General features: G+C 53.2%; 16 protein-coding genes and 1 pseudogene. 10 read left to right on the top strand and 7 right to left on the bottom strand.

The features are described 5' to 3' along the window. Window positions 1-2 precede the first annotated feature (2 nt). A complete protein-coding gene (locus HMPREF9696_RS22225; protein ID WP_081602400.1) occupies window positions 3-752 on the top strand; it encodes an HNH endonuclease in 750 nt (249 codons plus the stop codon). Here HMPREF9696_RS22225 and HMPREF9696_RS10935 read toward each other — a convergent pair. Together HMPREF9696_RS10935 and HMPREF9696_RS10930 are read right to left on the bottom strand one after the other, a co-directional pair. Beyond that, entirely contained in the window at window positions 749-1357 is a 609-nt protein-coding gene (locus HMPREF9696_RS10935; protein ID WP_210161302.1) for a hypothetical protein, read from the bottom strand. The genes HMPREF9696_RS22225 and HMPREF9696_RS10935 overlap by 4 nt on opposite strands. Before the next feature lie 59 nt (window positions 1358-1416). Beyond that, window positions 1417-2277, bottom strand: coding sequence for an HNH endonuclease (locus HMPREF9696_RS10930; protein WP_002713064.1), 861 nt, complete (start codon window positions 2275-2277; stop codon window positions 1417-1419). Window positions 2278-2333: 56 nt separating this feature from the next. Here HMPREF9696_RS10930 and HMPREF9696_RS22220 point away from each other — a divergent pair. Then, window positions 2334-2489, top strand: a pseudogene (locus HMPREF9696_RS22220) (MobA/MobL family protein); the annotation flags it as partial. 126 nt (window positions 2490-2615) lie between these two features. Here the strand turns inward: HMPREF9696_RS22220 and HMPREF9696_RS10925 are convergent. From HMPREF9696_RS10925 to HMPREF9696_RS10915, 3 genes are all read right to left on the bottom strand, one after another. Beyond that, window positions 2616-4013, bottom strand: coding sequence for an ISNCY family transposase (locus HMPREF9696_RS10925; protein ID WP_002713063.1), 1398 nt, complete (start codon window positions 4011-4013; stop codon window positions 2616-2618). Window positions 4014-4311: 298 nt separating this feature from the next. Continuing rightward, window positions 4312-4533 carry a hypothetical protein gene (locus HMPREF9696_RS10920; protein ID WP_002713062.1) on the bottom strand — a complete coding sequence of 74 codons (222 nt, stop codon included), beginning with the start codon at window positions 4531-4533 and terminating at the stop codon, window positions 4312-4314. Window positions 4534-4665: 132 nt separating this feature from the next. Further along, entirely contained in the window at window positions 4666-4941 is a 276-nt protein-coding gene (locus HMPREF9696_RS10915; protein ID WP_002713061.1) for a helix-turn-helix domain-containing protein, read from the bottom strand. A gap of 215 nt (window positions 4942-5156) precedes the next feature. Between HMPREF9696_RS10915 and HMPREF9696_RS10910 the strand changes: the two genes are divergently transcribed. After that, window positions 5157-5726 carry a hypothetical protein gene (locus HMPREF9696_RS10910; RefSeq protein ID WP_002713060.1) on the top strand — a complete coding sequence of 190 codons (570 nt, stop codon included), beginning with the start codon at window positions 5157-5159 and terminating at the stop codon, window positions 5724-5726. A 454-nt stretch (window positions 5727-6180) separates the two neighbouring features. On the opposite strand, the gene HMPREF9696_RS21270 is transcribed toward HMPREF9696_RS10910, so the two are convergent. Continuing rightward, window positions 6181-7092, bottom strand: coding sequence for a LysR family transcriptional regulator (locus tag HMPREF9696_RS21270; RefSeq protein WP_002713059.1), 912 nt, complete (start codon window positions 7090-7092; stop codon window positions 6181-6183). Window positions 7093-7343: 251 nt separating this feature from the next. On the opposite strand from HMPREF9696_RS21270, the gene HMPREF9696_RS10905 reads away from it, so the two are divergent. From HMPREF9696_RS10905 to HMPREF9696_RS10895, 3 genes are all read left to right on the top strand, one after another. Next, window positions 7344-8234 carry an IclR family transcriptional regulator gene (locus tag HMPREF9696_RS10905; protein WP_002713058.1) on the top strand — a complete coding sequence of 297 codons (891 nt, stop codon included), beginning with the start codon at window positions 7344-7346 and terminating at the stop codon, window positions 8232-8234. 180 nt (window positions 8235-8414) lie between these two features. Beyond that, window positions 8415-9065, top strand: a complete 651-nt coding sequence (locus HMPREF9696_RS10900; RefSeq protein WP_002713057.1) for a hydrolase — start codon at window positions 8415-8417, stop codon at window positions 9063-9065. A gap of 137 nt (window positions 9066-9202) precedes the next feature. Further along, window positions 9203-9568 carry a nuclear transport factor 2 family protein gene (locus HMPREF9696_RS10895; RefSeq protein ID WP_002713056.1) on the top strand — a complete coding sequence of 122 codons (366 nt, stop codon included), beginning with the start codon at window positions 9203-9205 and terminating at the stop codon, window positions 9566-9568. Between the two features lie 282 nt (window positions 9569-9850). Here HMPREF9696_RS10895 and HMPREF9696_RS10890 read toward each other — a convergent pair whose 3' ends face one another. Then, window positions 9851-10552 (bottom strand): GntR family transcriptional regulator, encoded by a 702-nt coding sequence (locus tag HMPREF9696_RS10890; RefSeq protein ID WP_002713055.1) that lies wholly within the window; start codon window positions 10550-10552, stop codon window positions 9851-9853. Window positions 10553-10758: 206 nt separating this feature from the next. Between HMPREF9696_RS10890 and HMPREF9696_RS10885 the strand changes: the two genes are divergently transcribed. The 4 genes from HMPREF9696_RS10885 (at window position 10759) to HMPREF9696_RS10870 (ending at window position 13048) form a co-directional block, all read left to right on the top strand. Beyond that, window positions 10759-11550 (top strand): sterol desaturase family protein, encoded by a 792-nt coding sequence (locus HMPREF9696_RS10885; RefSeq protein ID WP_002713054.1) that lies wholly within the window; start codon window positions 10759-10761, stop codon window positions 11548-11550. Window positions 11551-11587: 37 nt separating this feature from the next. Further along, on the top strand, window positions 11588-12004 hold the full coding sequence (locus tag HMPREF9696_RS10880) for a hypothetical protein (protein ID WP_002713053.1): 417 nt from the start codon (window positions 11588-11590) through the stop codon (window positions 12002-12004). Window positions 12005-12019: 15 nt separating this feature from the next. Continuing rightward, the gene (locus HMPREF9696_RS10875) at window positions 12020-12211 is read left to right on the top strand and encodes a hypothetical protein (RefSeq protein ID WP_002713052.1); all 192 of its coding nucleotides are present in this window, start codon (window positions 12020-12022) and stop codon (window positions 12209-12211) included. A 66-nt stretch (window positions 12212-12277) separates the two neighbouring features. After that, window positions 12278-13048 carry an SDR family NAD(P)-dependent oxidoreductase gene (locus tag HMPREF9696_RS10870; RefSeq protein ID WP_002713051.1) on the top strand — a complete coding sequence of 257 codons (771 nt, stop codon included), beginning with the start codon at window positions 12278-12280 and terminating at the stop codon, window positions 13046-13048. The last annotated feature ends 16 nt before the right edge of the window (window positions 13049-13064 follow it).

Genomic DNA, 13064 nt, shown 5'->3' with positions numbered 1-13064 from the left:
TAATGCGAGAGCCCGTCCTCGGTGACGTAGTATACCACTTGATCACTATCGACACTGGGCGAGCCCTGGTCGGAGTATCCGAGATATCGGGAAATGCTCAGCGCGTTCTGCAGCCACCGCCTGAGCCAGGTGCTTGGGCAGACTTTCCAGCGTACTATCGGATACCACTGCGCAATTTCGCGCCGTTGTCCCACCAGCCGTTGTTGCGAGAGATAGAGAGCGGCAACCTCGACAGCATCAGGCAGGACATCTATCCGAACAGACCAAAACATCATCCCTATGCGACGTACGGCTCTGGAATCCGTGTTGCTCAAGGTCTTTACCTGGGAAAGCTTACGAATCGCCTCGTCGAGATCTTTGACGTTTACACCGGGCGTCTGGCGACTAGTCCAAGTGAGATCGTTACGAGCATCAGGGAGTATCAGGAAGGTGAAGCGTTTAGAAGTGAGCGTACCTTCTTTGCTCGGAATGCCGCCTTACGGGACGACGCCATAAAGGCGCATGGACTACGTTGCGTGGTGTGCAGTTTTGATTTTCAGGAAACCTACGGAGAAATCGGGACTGGTTACATTGAAGTCCACCACCTTCATCCGTTGAGCCTAGCAGCCCAAGAAGCCGGAACAGTCGTCTCCCTAACAGTCGAGGATGTTCGGCCACTTTGCGCCAATTGTCACCGAATGGCACATCGTAGGCAGCCGCCATTCTCAATTGAAGAGCTGAAAGCCGCGTATACCCTTGGGCGACGGTCTTAGTCGGCTAGGTGATCAAGGTATCCGTCGCAACCGGTGAAGTATCCACCTACCCCGTCCATAACGTCCTTGAGAGCACTAAGGTTCAGAACATCCACACCGAGCGGGACCTCGTGCCCCCGCGTATCGACTGGGTAGCGATATGAGTAAGACTGCGGATCAACCTTCGCAAATTCGGCTACAATAGAGCTCACCACCGCATCTGTTTTGTCAGGATCCTGAACTCCATAGCCTGCCAATACTTTGACAAATTCAGTCCAAAGGAACGCGATGTCATGCGATTTCCAATTGGCTTCAACGCCAACGCGCCCGCCAAATGTGTAGATTAGATATTTAAGCTCCAGCTCTATGAACTGCCTGTACAGAAAAATAACTGGATAAATTAAAGTATCGCGCTTGAACCCCGACTGTTGGGCCTCATCTACCAGGGTGTCAGCGGCCTCTTTGTATCCCGTCATCATGAGCACGAGACGGCCATGGACTCCCTGAGTAGTCAGAGCATTTTGCTGCCAATCGCTAGATTTTGTGAAGGCTTGGTCACCTGGCTTAGGCCACCTAAACTCTCGGCTCAATATCTCTGCAAAGTCTCCCAAGGCGGTTACCTTCATTTTCGTATACATGATGTGCATTTGTGACGAATTGCCAGCGGAGTGTTTCAACCGGCAGGTTAAAACGCCTTCCTGCAATAGTCGTTATTCGGTAGCTGCTTTCCAAACAGCTTGGCAGGCAACCATATTCTATGCACTTTACCTCGATGACACCAAAGATCACCCGCTGTGACCGCCTCACTTCTGTCTAAGAGGTGATTGCCGGGTGGGCAATCATATCCAACTGTCGCGTACGTTTTGAACTGCTTCCAGAATGTTATCTCGTAGATTGCAGTCCGCGGGTCGCTATCAACTGTTGCACGACGTATCTCAAGGCCCGGCTCGCGCTTATATTCCTTTCCAGCCTTTTGAATCATCTCCCTTGCAAAATCCGCTTCCGCTCCATCAACGTAAGTGCTTACCTCGTAGGGAGTTTCGATAAAGCGACCGTCCTCACGATAAACTAATCCACGGACAATCTTCTCCGTCATTTTATCAACACCGGAACGTGGAATTTGCACTGCGAGTTGCTCGCCTTTTGCTCGGCCCCATCTTTCGCCGAGTCCGGACAGGATCTGGTCTTCCGGTATCTCCTCGCCCTTAAACATGTCGCCCAAGATTTTCCGGCAGCGGAGGGTTCGGGCGGCCGCGTCCTTCTCATCCCTTCCAGCGTTCGGGTCCATTGCTCTCAACGCAGTTTCGATGAGGCCTTGGGATGCCGGGTGTTTCGCATCCAACGCAAGCGCAAAGCGGTTCAGCAAGTCACTTTCAATTTTGCTATACTGTTGATTGCATTCCAAGCAGCACGGAAATTGCCATTTCTCTAGGTTGTCAGGCGTCGCATCGGGGTACCAAGATTTCGGAAACATGTGATCCGACGTGAGTTCGACATGGTCCTTGAGGCAGTGTACGCATTTCCCGATCCCCGGCTTCTTCGCCATTCGTCTCATCTGCTCCTGATTGTACCTCTCTATAGCACACTCACAGACGTTGTGCTGGCCTTGCCCGCGAGATCAATGTGGCATTGCCGCATGAGCTGCACGACGCGCGACGACTGGAATCGATGCGTTCTTTCGTTCGAGGACAGTTCGTTTCGCTCGTCATGGAGGCGGATTACGTCATTCATGCGCCGGCCGAAGGCTTGGCCTCTTGATAAGGTGGTGGCAAAACTTATCAGTTGCCTCGATATTCCATAACATCGGATATGCGATCAGCGACTGTTGCAACCAAGTTGAGATGTCACGATTTGTGCAAAGTAGAAATATCATAGGGCGGCCTGTCAGGGGACAGGAGACGGCGCCGCGCCGACCATCGTATCGGAGCGGCGCCGTCCTCTGCGGGAGGATTTTGGGGCTGAGTTGCTGGCTTCGTTCATCCGCAAGGTCCGGTTCTTCATAAGACCGGACTTCTGGCTTGATCGGCGCGGGCCCTTCGGAACAGTGTTGAAGCGAGGTTGACTGTCTTGCCGCTCCTTGATCCAGGCAAGAATCTCGCCGAGGCGCTTGTTCTCGACGATGGCGGCATGACTGACCCGCTGTAGCTTGTCGAAGGCTGTGTAGGGCAATGATCTGCCTTTCCAGCGAACCTCGAGCCGTCCATCCGGAAAGTCATAGATCTCGACCATCTTGCCGCGCAGGCGAACTGCCAAACCCTGAGATCTTAGCGTCAGCTTCATTTGATTGTAGTTCACCACCAGCTGATGCGAGACCTTGCGCTGCTCACGCCAGCACAGAACATCATCGAGATCCTGACGGGGGTCGAGCACGCGATGGAAGTCTTGTTCACGGGCGGGCGGCTTGGCAAAGCGGGCATTGTAGTGAGCGACGAAGCTGGGCAGGAAATCGTTGCCCGCATCGATCGTGCTGATGCCGGCGAGCCGCAGCTCCTTCACCAGGCGATCCTGCAACGTATGGTGCGCACGCTCGACGCGGCCTTTGGCCTGGCTGGTATTGGCGCAGAGAATCTCGATGTTGAGCTCCGATAAGGCCCGTCCAAATTGCGTCATTCCGTTGCCGCTGACCGCGTTCTCGTTCGACACCCGAAAGATGGAATGCTTGTCGGAGTAGAAGGCGACCGGCTTGCCGTGTCGACCAAGATAAGCCTTCAGCGCCTCGAAATACGCAAATGTGCTCTCCGAGGCGACAAAGCGCAGCTCCATCAGTCGGCTTGTGGCGTCATCGACGAACACCAGCAGCGTACAGGGAGCCGCGCGATCCTCGAACCAGCGATGCTCCGAGCCGTCGATCTGGACCAGTTCGCCGACATGCTCGCGGCGGTACCGAGGCTGCTGAATCCGCTTGCGCTCGGCCCGCGATACCCAGATTCCTGCCTGCCGCATCCAGTTGCGCAGCGTCTCCCGCGAGACCTTGAGATCATGACGCTCCTCTAGCTTCTCGGCCGCCAATGTCGGTCCGAAGTCGGCGTAGAGCTGGCGGACCAGAGCGATCGCGTGATCCCGCACTTCGTCGGACAACCGGTTGTTCGAGGGGCGGCCACGGCGCTGGTTGGCGATCGCTGAAGCACCGCCTTCGCGATATCTGCTCAACAGCCGATACGTCTGCCGCGGTGTTACGTTCATCAAGCCGGCCGCAGCGAGGACGGTCAGTCTATCGCTATCCAGCCGTGCCAGAACATCAAGACGGTTCAGCTCGCGCTTGCTCATCAACACTATGCCCATCGAAATGACAGCCTCCAAGGTCCCCAAAGGGACCAGAAACTGACATTTGAACTTTGCTCAGTGCTGACATTTTAGCTTTGCTGCTACAGCGACAGCGCGAAATTCCATAACATTCGATGGGCGAACCTCTGCTTTTTGACGCGTGAATTGGTTCAGACGCGATTGAATGCGGTCGCCCAGGTCGAGCGTTCAATGATTCCGTTGACGCGGCCGAGGTAAGCGACAGCATCTTGTGCTGCCATGGCCGCAGGCCCGTCATTTGCTGACGGGCAGGGGAGCCTTGAGATTTGGAGAGCTCCTATTCGCCCGACAAACGGTTGAGCAGCGAAGCTGCGTCCTGCAACCGGTGCGTTTCGTAGAACATTTGCTCGAGATCCATCGAAACTCTCACTCCTTCACTTACACTACCGGCCAGCGCGCAGGCCTCGGCAGCCTTGGCAATCCGTGCGGCCTCGCCGAGGCGAATACCAATTTCGGTCAAGATCAGGCCAATTGCCTGTTCGGTAACTTTGCGATCCATCATTGCCTCCGATTTACGGCGACAGTGACGCTCCACGTGCCGGGGAAGTCGAGCGGAAACGCAGCAATCTAGTGGCTCTTATCAGCCGGTCCGGATCACAAAATGATCCGAAAGAGCCCAAGGCTCTACGACCTATTTGGTCGGACGCTTTGGGGTGGCCTTCGGCGCGCCTTTTCCGGCAACATGGTCCTTAAAAAGCTTAACGGGATCGGCGCCAAGAGCGCGCGCAATGGCCGTGAACTCGATGATATCAAGGCGACGCTCGCCATTCTCATACTTTGCGACAAAAGATTGAGGGCGGCCGAGTTTTTTGGCCAACGCCTGCTGGCGAATGTCCGCTGATTTCCGCACTGCGACAAGCAGGTCGATCAGCCGGGCATAATCTGCGGATTTGAGGGTCTTCTGCATTTGCCGCCAAGGCCGTGAATCGGCGGCAAGTAATCTGATCCCGAAAATGGATTATCCCAAAATAGGATTATATTAACCGACCCTACCGATAGTGATCGCGGCAGCCGAGGGTTTTGTGGACTTCGGTAATAAGGGAAGCGATGTGCTGACCTGTCCACGCCGGGTCGTTCATGAGGCGGCGGGAGGGCAAATCGAGTAGTAAGCGGGGATGGTCCATGAATATTGCGGTGAAGGCGGCCTTGGGCTGTGCACTTGGATTTATCGTTGTCGGAGCTCTGGTCGGCGGCGGGAAAAGCGCTCCTCCGCCAGCTCCGAGCGTGCCGCTTCCCTCTGATCAGGCCCGTTTTATTGAGGCCGTCACAAAGGCGCGCTCCCAGTTTATTGCGGCCGCAAATGAGCTGGCTGCAGGAGGTCTTCGCAACAGCAGACAGCAGGCGGTTTGCAACGCCCTCCAAGGCAATTACGTTTCCGGCTGGATCGCGAAGGTTGCGGATCAATCAACAAATGGGGATGGCAAAGGTGTGGTTACCCTCGAGCTTGCCCCAAACTTGCAGGTATCGACCTGGAACAACGCCGTATCTGATTTTTCTGACAAAACCTTGATCGATCCGGAGAGTCAGCTCTTTAAGTCTCTGGCTGCAATGAAGAGAGGTGATACCGTCCGGTTCTCTGGTGATTTCTTTCCATCAAAAGTCGATTGCGTGAGAGAAATGAGCGTGACCCTGGCAGGGTCGATGAGGAGCCCGGTCTTCACCATGCGCTTCTCATCGATCCGCAAACTTTAGCGGTAAGGCTGGTCCATTCGTTGCCCTACCGTCAAAAACTTAGGTACCGAGGCGGCATTTTGATGATGAGACGGTTGATCATTCCATTCTGAATTCTTTGATGTGCCAGTTTTCGAGGTAGGTCGCCCCTAGGGCAAATTGCTTATCGTCTCCAAGGAAATTCCCGTTACTGTTGCGCCTCTCGATTCTTCTTCAGCGCCGCTTTGAAAGCAAGCAAAGGTCTTGCGGGATATTGCGCCTAAAGCGCTAGAGCTTTCGCAGCTGAATTCGAAAGCAACTCTTGTGACGAAACATGTTCGGTCGTGAGTGAAATTGCTTCCCGTAACCTTGTATGTCTTAAATCAGATGACGATGCTGACGTGCAAGCGAAAGTGGCCTTGGGAAACTTGCAGCCCATGATTGTCTTGGCAGCCCGAGCCAAGATTTGCTTGGAGTTGACGGATTTCCGCCAACACTAAGCCGACAGATCAAACCACCAATCGCCTTGAAATTTCGGTTTGAGAAAATTGATCAGAGACAAAACATTGTTAGATACCAATTTTGGCGAGGGAAACACCGCATGTAATTCTTGCTCCGGTAAAATGTAATCTATTAAAACTTGCACGAGTTGGCCACGGCGAAGGGCCTTCTGTGCGACATATTGGGGCAAGATAGAAATTCCAAGTCCATTTTCTGTGGCTGCCAGGACTGTTGAAAGGTTATTTGATCGCAATCTTCCATAAACATAAACAGGAAAAGAAATGCCATTTGACTCCTGGAGGTGCCAGACAGCATCCCCCTGCACGGTCGTGTAAACGATGCAGTCGTGTTTATTCAGCTGAGCTGGTTCAGAGGGAGCCCCACGATTTTCGACGTAATCTGGTGAAGCCACCATAACCCATGGATTGCGACCGAGGTATCTTCCCCCAAGTGAAGAATCTGCAAGTCGGCCCATGCGGAGTGCGATATCGACGCCTTGCGAGACAAGATCTACGTAGTTGTCATCACAACTTAGATCAATTCGAAGACTAGCATTACGATTCATGAAATCAATAAGCAGAGGAGTTACGATGCGTCGACCAAACGCAACCGATGTAGAGATTCGCAATGTACCTTCAAGCTGAACACGTCTCTGGCTGATGATGTTTTCAGCTTCGGCGAGTTCGTGCAAAGCCGCTTTGCACTTCTCATAATATAATGATCCTAATTCGGTGAGACTGATACCACGCGTATTGCGATTGAGTAACCGTACCCCGAGTTGCAATTCAAGCTGGGCAATACTCTTCGTTACAGTCGACTGAGAAATTGTGAGGTCGTCAGCAGCCTTAGAGAAGCTGCCGAGTTCGACCACTCTTGTAAAAACGCCGATCTCGCGAATTCTATCCATAACGGTTTATTGCTCGCAGAATTCGTTCTTGTCCAAATTAAGCTTGCGTCTGCGAAGGCAGTCGGTGCCAAATATCTAGTAATATTAGGTAAAGGAGCAACCACAAAGCTCCGTTAAACAAGGTTTTGGAATAACTGATATCGTCCTTGTGTCCTTCGCGCGAGGGTGTGAATGCAGCACATTGGGAATTCCCTCGCCTAGAGTTGGACTGGCCAGGCGACCTTCATATTCCATTGGCGGAATTCGACGCGATGAAAAGAGATATTGCTCGGCGCAAGCACGTTGAACTCCGGTCCGAGTCCGGTGATCAATCCAATTATCAAGCACACGCTAAAGACAGTGGCGTGCAATCGGTTGATCGCGCAATGCTGCTGATCGAGACCTTGGCCGAGGACGATGAGGGCTATAGGCTGACGGACCTAGCCATTCGCACAGGTTTGTCACGGTCAACGATTCACCGCTTACTCATCACATTAGAAAGGCGCCGCTTTGTACAATTCGACCGCGGGCAAGCTAGTTGGCATATTGGTGCTCAGAGCTTCGCGGTCGGCGCGACATTCGTTCGCCGAAGAAATTTCTTAACGCAGGTCATCCCCTATCTACGTAAGCTGCGAGACCAAACGCGCGAAACTGTAAATCTCGCCGTCGTCGACAACGGCGCGATGTTGGTCCTCACCCGTCTCGAAAGCCGCGAGATTATGCGCTCTGTAACCAAAGTCGGTGGTCGTGTGCCAATGGTTGCATCGGGACTTGGCAAAGCGTTGCTCTCTACTTACACCGAGGAAGACGTTTTCGCGATCATTCACCGAGAAGGCATGCCGAGGTTGACATCAAGGTCAATCGTCCGCGCCGGAGACCTATGCAAATCTCTACATGACATTCGCCAGCGCGGCTATTCCGTAGATTACGAGGAAGCGCAGATTGGATTGCGCTGTGTGTCCGCCGTGATTTATGACAATTGCAGTGAGCCGCTCGCCGCCATTTCCGTCTCAGGTACGGCGTCGCGGGTTCCCGATGATCGATTGCCTATACTCGGTAAGCTCGTGCAGGATGTCGCCATCGAAATAACATTGGCGCTTGGCGGAACGATTCCTGTAGCGACGGGTAAAAATGATGAATCCGCCAGGAATCCACGGATATGACCGAATCGTCGGCCTCAGCGGCGGTCACTTCTTCACAGCGGTGGCAAGGCAATTCAGGAGCGGATTTCCCATTGGGGTTGGCCCCTTCTAGCGGAGGGGCACCGCGCTCGCTCCTCCATATGATCAAGGGCATTTGCCCGTTCCCTGCGCGATTTATCCAATCGAGGAAAGGACCTGCTAATGACTAGCGAAGTAATTCGAAATCCTAAAACCGATCATCTCCTCACGCCAGAGAACGCTGCTTTCATTATTATCGACTATCAGCCGATCCAAGTTTCTTCGATCCGTTCGATGCCGCGCGAGGAACTCGTATTTAACATCGTCAGTGTTGCTAAGGCCGCAGTAAACTACAACCTTCCTATCGTCCATTCGACGGTTAACGTTGCGACTGGGCGTAATAAACCACCGATCCAAGACTTGCAGGATGTAATAGGTCATCTGCCTACCTATGACCGAACTTCCATCAATAGCTGGGAAGATGCTGACTTCAAGCAGGCGGTGAAGGCGATCGGCCGCCGAAAACTCATTATGACCGCGCTTTGGACCGAGGCCTGTCTGACCTTCCCAGCTCTCGATGCAATTCAGGAGGGCTTTGAGGTATATGTACCGATTGACGCCGTAGGCGGCACTTCCGTGACTGCACATGAGGCAGCGTTGCGGCGCGTCGAGCAGGCTGGAGCGAACCTCATAAGCCGCGTCCAGATGTATTGCGAGCTCCAGCGCGACTGGATGCGCGACGGGACCGTTGCGGGATTTATGGGCGTCTTCGACAACTATGACGGTTTCAACGTCGAGAAGGTTGCTGAGCAAGCGACCAAGCGCACCCCCTAGTGCCAGAAGATAGCGGCACCTAATAGTCTCCGCTGTAGTGATCGTCATGACGTAATTTGGCGGGCAACTGGCGTGCTTCGTGTTAAAGCACGACAATGAAACACCTTATCATTCAAAAGAACGGAGAGATAAAGCCAATGAGCGATACAGCCGAGAAAGTGAAGAAATATGCCGCAGCTTGGAATGAGGCTGATACCACCCATCGCGACGCATTGCTGGCCGCCTGCTGGGCTGACAACGGTATTTATGTGGACCCAAATGTCGAGATTTTGGGACGTGACAATCTTTCACGTCATATCGCCAAAGTGCAGATGGGGCGTCCCGGTGCGCATCTCGAGTTCATGAGCGGCATTGAAACGCATCACAATGTGCTACGGTTTCTCTGGCGTCTAGTGCACGCTGACGCCACATTTGGAGATACATCGATCGACGTCGGCGAAATCGGGCCCGACGGTCGCTTGATCAAGATGATTGGATTTTTCGGACCTCCGCCTTCACTTTAGCGCAATTTTTTCGTCAACCGCATCACAAGAAAAAGATTGCCGCGACTCCCTTGTAAAGCTCGGCAGGAATTTTCTCGGAAAGCTCGACATTCGGCAGCGCCAGCCTGTCTACATTTGGCCCACCAGAGCGCTTCATCCAGACCGGACTCACGGATCAGGCGTGCTTTCCCTCAGCACAACGACATGCCGCAGGGCAGAGGTTTGGCTGCATCGATACTATTTTACGGCTTGCCGGCGGAATTCGCTAATGCTCATAGGAGCGTCAAGCGGGTAGTGTCGATGTCAAGCCACCGTATTTCGAGTGAATTCTTCGATGTAATCCAACAATTCGTCGGAGGCCGCTGCTGCTGCGCTCGTATCGCCTCGAGCGATTTGTTCAGCCAGATTGGCATGCAGGGCGGCAGTTTCGGCGAGACTTGCATGCTTGTTATGATATTTTACCCAGAAACGTCTGGATAGGCCATGCATGAGTGCCATGGATTTTGCAGCAAATTCATTTTGAGAAGCTTCGTATTCAAGTTCGGTTAGACGGCTGTCCCAACGACTAAATAGCGTCTCATCGTCATCATCGCTGAAACTCCGCAAACTCAAGCCAATGTTGGCGAACTCCATTCTCTGTTCAGGGGTAGCGCGTTCAGCGGATAGTCGCGCAAGCAAACGCTCCGTCTCCCTTCTCATTTCCAGAAGACTAAGCTGTTTGTGAACATTCAATTCGCTCACAAGGACTCCCCTGCGAGGGAGAATGAGAACAAGTCCTTCGCGTTCTAATCGTCGCAAAGCTTCGCGGATCGGTGTTCTTCCCATGTTCAATTGACTGGCGAGAGCTTGTTCGGAAAGAGCTGCCCCCGGTTGCAGTCGCAAGGTGATGATCAGCTCCTCCAAGGTGCGGTAGGCGTGTTCAGCTAAACTGATGTCTGAATTAGCGTCGGCGTTCTCGGGGGCGACAGGCTTTTGCCGTTGGCGGACGTCAGTTTTGCGAAGCATCAAAAGAGACTTTCTTGTTCGATATCCAAAAACACATTTAGCCCACATTTGTCCGATCGCAACGACACAAACATTTCGAAGGCGGCTGATTAATAATTAGTTGCAATCCAACTTGACAGCGTATTGGCACGACCGTATTATCTGACGACAACTGATATTTCACATGTCGGCATACAGGCTGGCTGTATTCGATCGGAGGTAGCGCCATGGAACTGCGAAACTCATCTATGTCCAACAGGCAGCGTGCTTTCCGCGCGACTTATCGTCAGCAGATTGCGACGTGGTACAACGGCTGGCTGCATGTCTCGGTTATCTTTATTGCCGGCTTCTCCATCATTTACGTGTGCTCTGCTAATTTGAGCGACGTTGCTTGGTGGCAGTGGGGCGTCATTCCTGCTGTTTTCTTGACGTATCAGTTCGGAGAATATTGGGCCCATCGTGTGTGGCTTCATCGGCCTGCGCGTAATGGAGCGCTGCGGGAGCTCTACAACCGCCACACACTGCAGCATCATCAGTTCTTTACGGACGACGAGATGCGCTTCGCCGATCATATGGATTGGCGCGTGACCTTCTTTCCCCCATTCACAATGGCGACGATGCTTCTCATTGCGTTGCCCAGCGCGGTGATCGTGGGTTTGCTCATTTCATCGAACGCCGGCTGGTTGGTGATGGCGAGCGTGATTGGCAGCTATATGTGGTACGAGTTCGTTCATTTCTGCTGTCATGTCGAGGACAACTGGTTCCTCGTGTATTGCCCCATCGTCAATACTGCCCGCAGACACCATCGAGCCCATCATGATCACTCGATCATGATGGAGGTCAACATGGGTATCGGGACGCCGATCTTTGATTGGGTTTACGGTACGTCCGATCTTGACCGCGGCTTCTTTGGTCACGTTTTCAATGGCAATAGCTGGGAACATGTGAAGTCAAATCTGCGGCGAACAGCGAAGGCAGCTGACAAGCTTCCTCCCAAGGTTGCAGTGGCCGGCAGATAATCCACCGAAAGTGCCCTCGTAACGTTGGAGGAAAGCGATGGAAGCTGTGCTTTCGGTTGCTCGTTCGGTTGAGCCGGACCTCAGGTCACTTGGATGCTTCGCTATTCTTTGGGCGGCTTGTTCTCTTAGCGGGTTGATCATTTCTGGTCTGCTGCCGTTGGGTGCTCGCGCAAATAGTTCAGCGCCGTTGGGATTTGGCCTCGTGATTGGCAACGCAATATTGCTGGTCCTGTTGCTGATAGGAACGGTTGTATTTGCCGCATCCACCCTTCGTTTATCGAGCATCATCCTGATGGGGAGTTGGATATTTCTTTTTGCGCCAGCCATTTTTAACGTCGTTCCACAGCGGTGGCTCGACAGTTACGCGGGATTGCTGGTCTTGCTCTGTATTCAAGCAGCGGCAGTGATGATGTTGGGCCAATCCGCACATTTCGCAAATGCACTGTCGTTGTGAGCGAGGAAGAAGGTCATGTTGGTCAAGATAAAGCTTGTGATTTCGACTCTCGTTCTTCTCGTCGCTGCCTGCATCGCGTTTTATGACTATCGCATCGGACTATACCCACCCGCCGCAGTGGCATTGGGGGTCGGCATGTTTGTGGTTTTTGCCATCTGGGTATTTCCGGACGTCAAACGCAAAGGCAACGTCAAACGTAACAGCTAACTCAACAACAAAGGGCCTATCGGTGGAATGAGTTCCGGCGATGTCAACGCGGAGTAAGGGGAGTCGATGAGGTTAAAAGGCAGAACATTCCTTGTGACGGGCGCAGCAAGTGGCCTTGGAGAGAGTACGGCTCGCCTTATGGCCAAAGAGGGAGCCAATGTCGTGATTGGTGACATACTCGACGAAGAGGCTTCCCGCGTTGCTCAGTCGATCGTGTCTGACGGCGGATCCGCATCAACCGTTCATCTAGATGTCCGTAATGAGCCGGAGTGGATTGATGCCGTGAAATCTGTTGTGTCAACTTATAGCAAACTCAACGGACTTGTTAGCAATGCGGGAATCAGCGGAATGATTCCCGATGTCATGGATACAGATTATTTCGATCGTCTGATGTCGATCCATGCTCGTGGAACATTCCTTGGCATTAAGCATGCTGCGCCGGTGATCGCGCAGGCGGGTGGCGGTTCTATTGTTGCCACGTCATCCATCGCTGGAAAGATCGGCGCGGATTACGTTCACATGGGCTACAACGCCGCAAAGGCGGCGATACTCCTGCTCGTGAAATCTGCGGCGGGGCGCTATGCAAAGGACAATATTCGTTCGAATGCCGTTATTCCCGGTTGGATGCCGCCAATGCGCACATCCGTTGCATCTGCGGACCCGGAGTTACGTCCAAAACTTTTGCAGTCCGTCCCCTTGGGTCGTACTGGGCTTTTTCCTGAAGTCGCTGAAGCAATAGTGTTTCTGTCGACTGATGCGGCTTCATACATCAATGGGGCAGAGCTGCCGGTCGACGGTGGATTTTTGGCATATCGAGGGTTTCCCCAGCAGCTGTGAGCGGGGGGATGACGGG

The sequence above is a fragment of the Afipia clevelandensis ATCC 49720 genome (genome assembly GCF_000336555.1).
Taxonomy (GTDB): domain Bacteria; phylum Pseudomonadota; class Alphaproteobacteria; order Rhizobiales; family Xanthobacteraceae; genus Afipia; species Afipia clevelandensis.
Note: the sequence above shows the minus strand (reverse complement) of the source record. Positions and strands in the feature narration are given on the sequence as shown.

Bases quoted from the DNA above. Each gene is read 5' to 3' on its own strand.
- HMPREF9696_RS22225 (WP_081602400.1), top strand. From the start codon at position 3: ATGCGAGAGCCCGTCCTCGGTGACGTAGTATACCACTTGATCACTATC.
- HMPREF9696_RS10935 (WP_210161302.1), bottom strand. From the start codon at position 1,357: ATGAAGGTAACCGCCTTGGGAGACTTTGCAGAGATATTGAGCCGAGAG.
- HMPREF9696_RS10930 (WP_002713064.1), bottom strand. From the start codon at position 2,277: ATGGCGAAGAAGCCGGGGATCGGGAAATGCGTACACTGCCTCAAGGAC.
- HMPREF9696_RS10925 (WP_002713063.1), bottom strand. From the start codon at position 4,013: ATGGGCATAGTGTTGATGAGCAAGCGCGAGCTGAACCGTCTTGATGTT.
- HMPREF9696_RS10920 (WP_002713062.1), bottom strand. From the start codon at position 4,533: ATGGATCGCAAAGTTACCGAACAGGCAATTGGCCTGATCTTGACCGAA.
- HMPREF9696_RS10915 (WP_002713061.1), bottom strand. From the start codon at position 4,941: ATGCAGAAGACCCTCAAATCCGCAGATTATGCCCGGCTGATCGACCTG.
- HMPREF9696_RS10910 (WP_002713060.1), top strand. From the start codon at position 5,157: ATGAATATTGCGGTGAAGGCGGCCTTGGGCTGTGCACTTGGATTTATC.
- HMPREF9696_RS21270 (WP_002713059.1), bottom strand. From the start codon at position 7,092: ATGGATAGAATTCGCGAGATCGGCGTTTTTACAAGAGTGGTCGAACTC.
- HMPREF9696_RS10905 (WP_002713058.1), top strand. From the start codon at position 7,344: ATGAAAAGAGATATTGCTCGGCGCAAGCACGTTGAACTCCGGTCCGAG.
- HMPREF9696_RS10900 (WP_002713057.1), top strand. From the start codon at position 8,415: ATGACTAGCGAAGTAATTCGAAATCCTAAAACCGATCATCTCCTCACG.
- HMPREF9696_RS10895 (WP_002713056.1), top strand. From the start codon at position 9,203: ATGAGCGATACAGCCGAGAAAGTGAAGAAATATGCCGCAGCTTGGAAT.
- HMPREF9696_RS10890 (WP_002713055.1), bottom strand. From the start codon at position 10,552: ATGCTTCGCAAAACTGACGTCCGCCAACGGCAAAAGCCTGTCGCCCCC.
- HMPREF9696_RS10885 (WP_002713054.1), top strand. From the start codon at position 10,759: ATGGAACTGCGAAACTCATCTATGTCCAACAGGCAGCGTGCTTTCCGC.
- HMPREF9696_RS10880 (WP_002713053.1), top strand. From the start codon at position 11,588: ATGGAAGCTGTGCTTTCGGTTGCTCGTTCGGTTGAGCCGGACCTCAGG.
- HMPREF9696_RS10875 (WP_002713052.1), top strand. From the start codon at position 12,020: ATGTTGGTCAAGATAAAGCTTGTGATTTCGACTCTCGTTCTTCTCGTC.
- HMPREF9696_RS10870 (WP_002713051.1), top strand. From the start codon at position 12,278: ATGAGGTTAAAAGGCAGAACATTCCTTGTGACGGGCGCAGCAAGTGGC.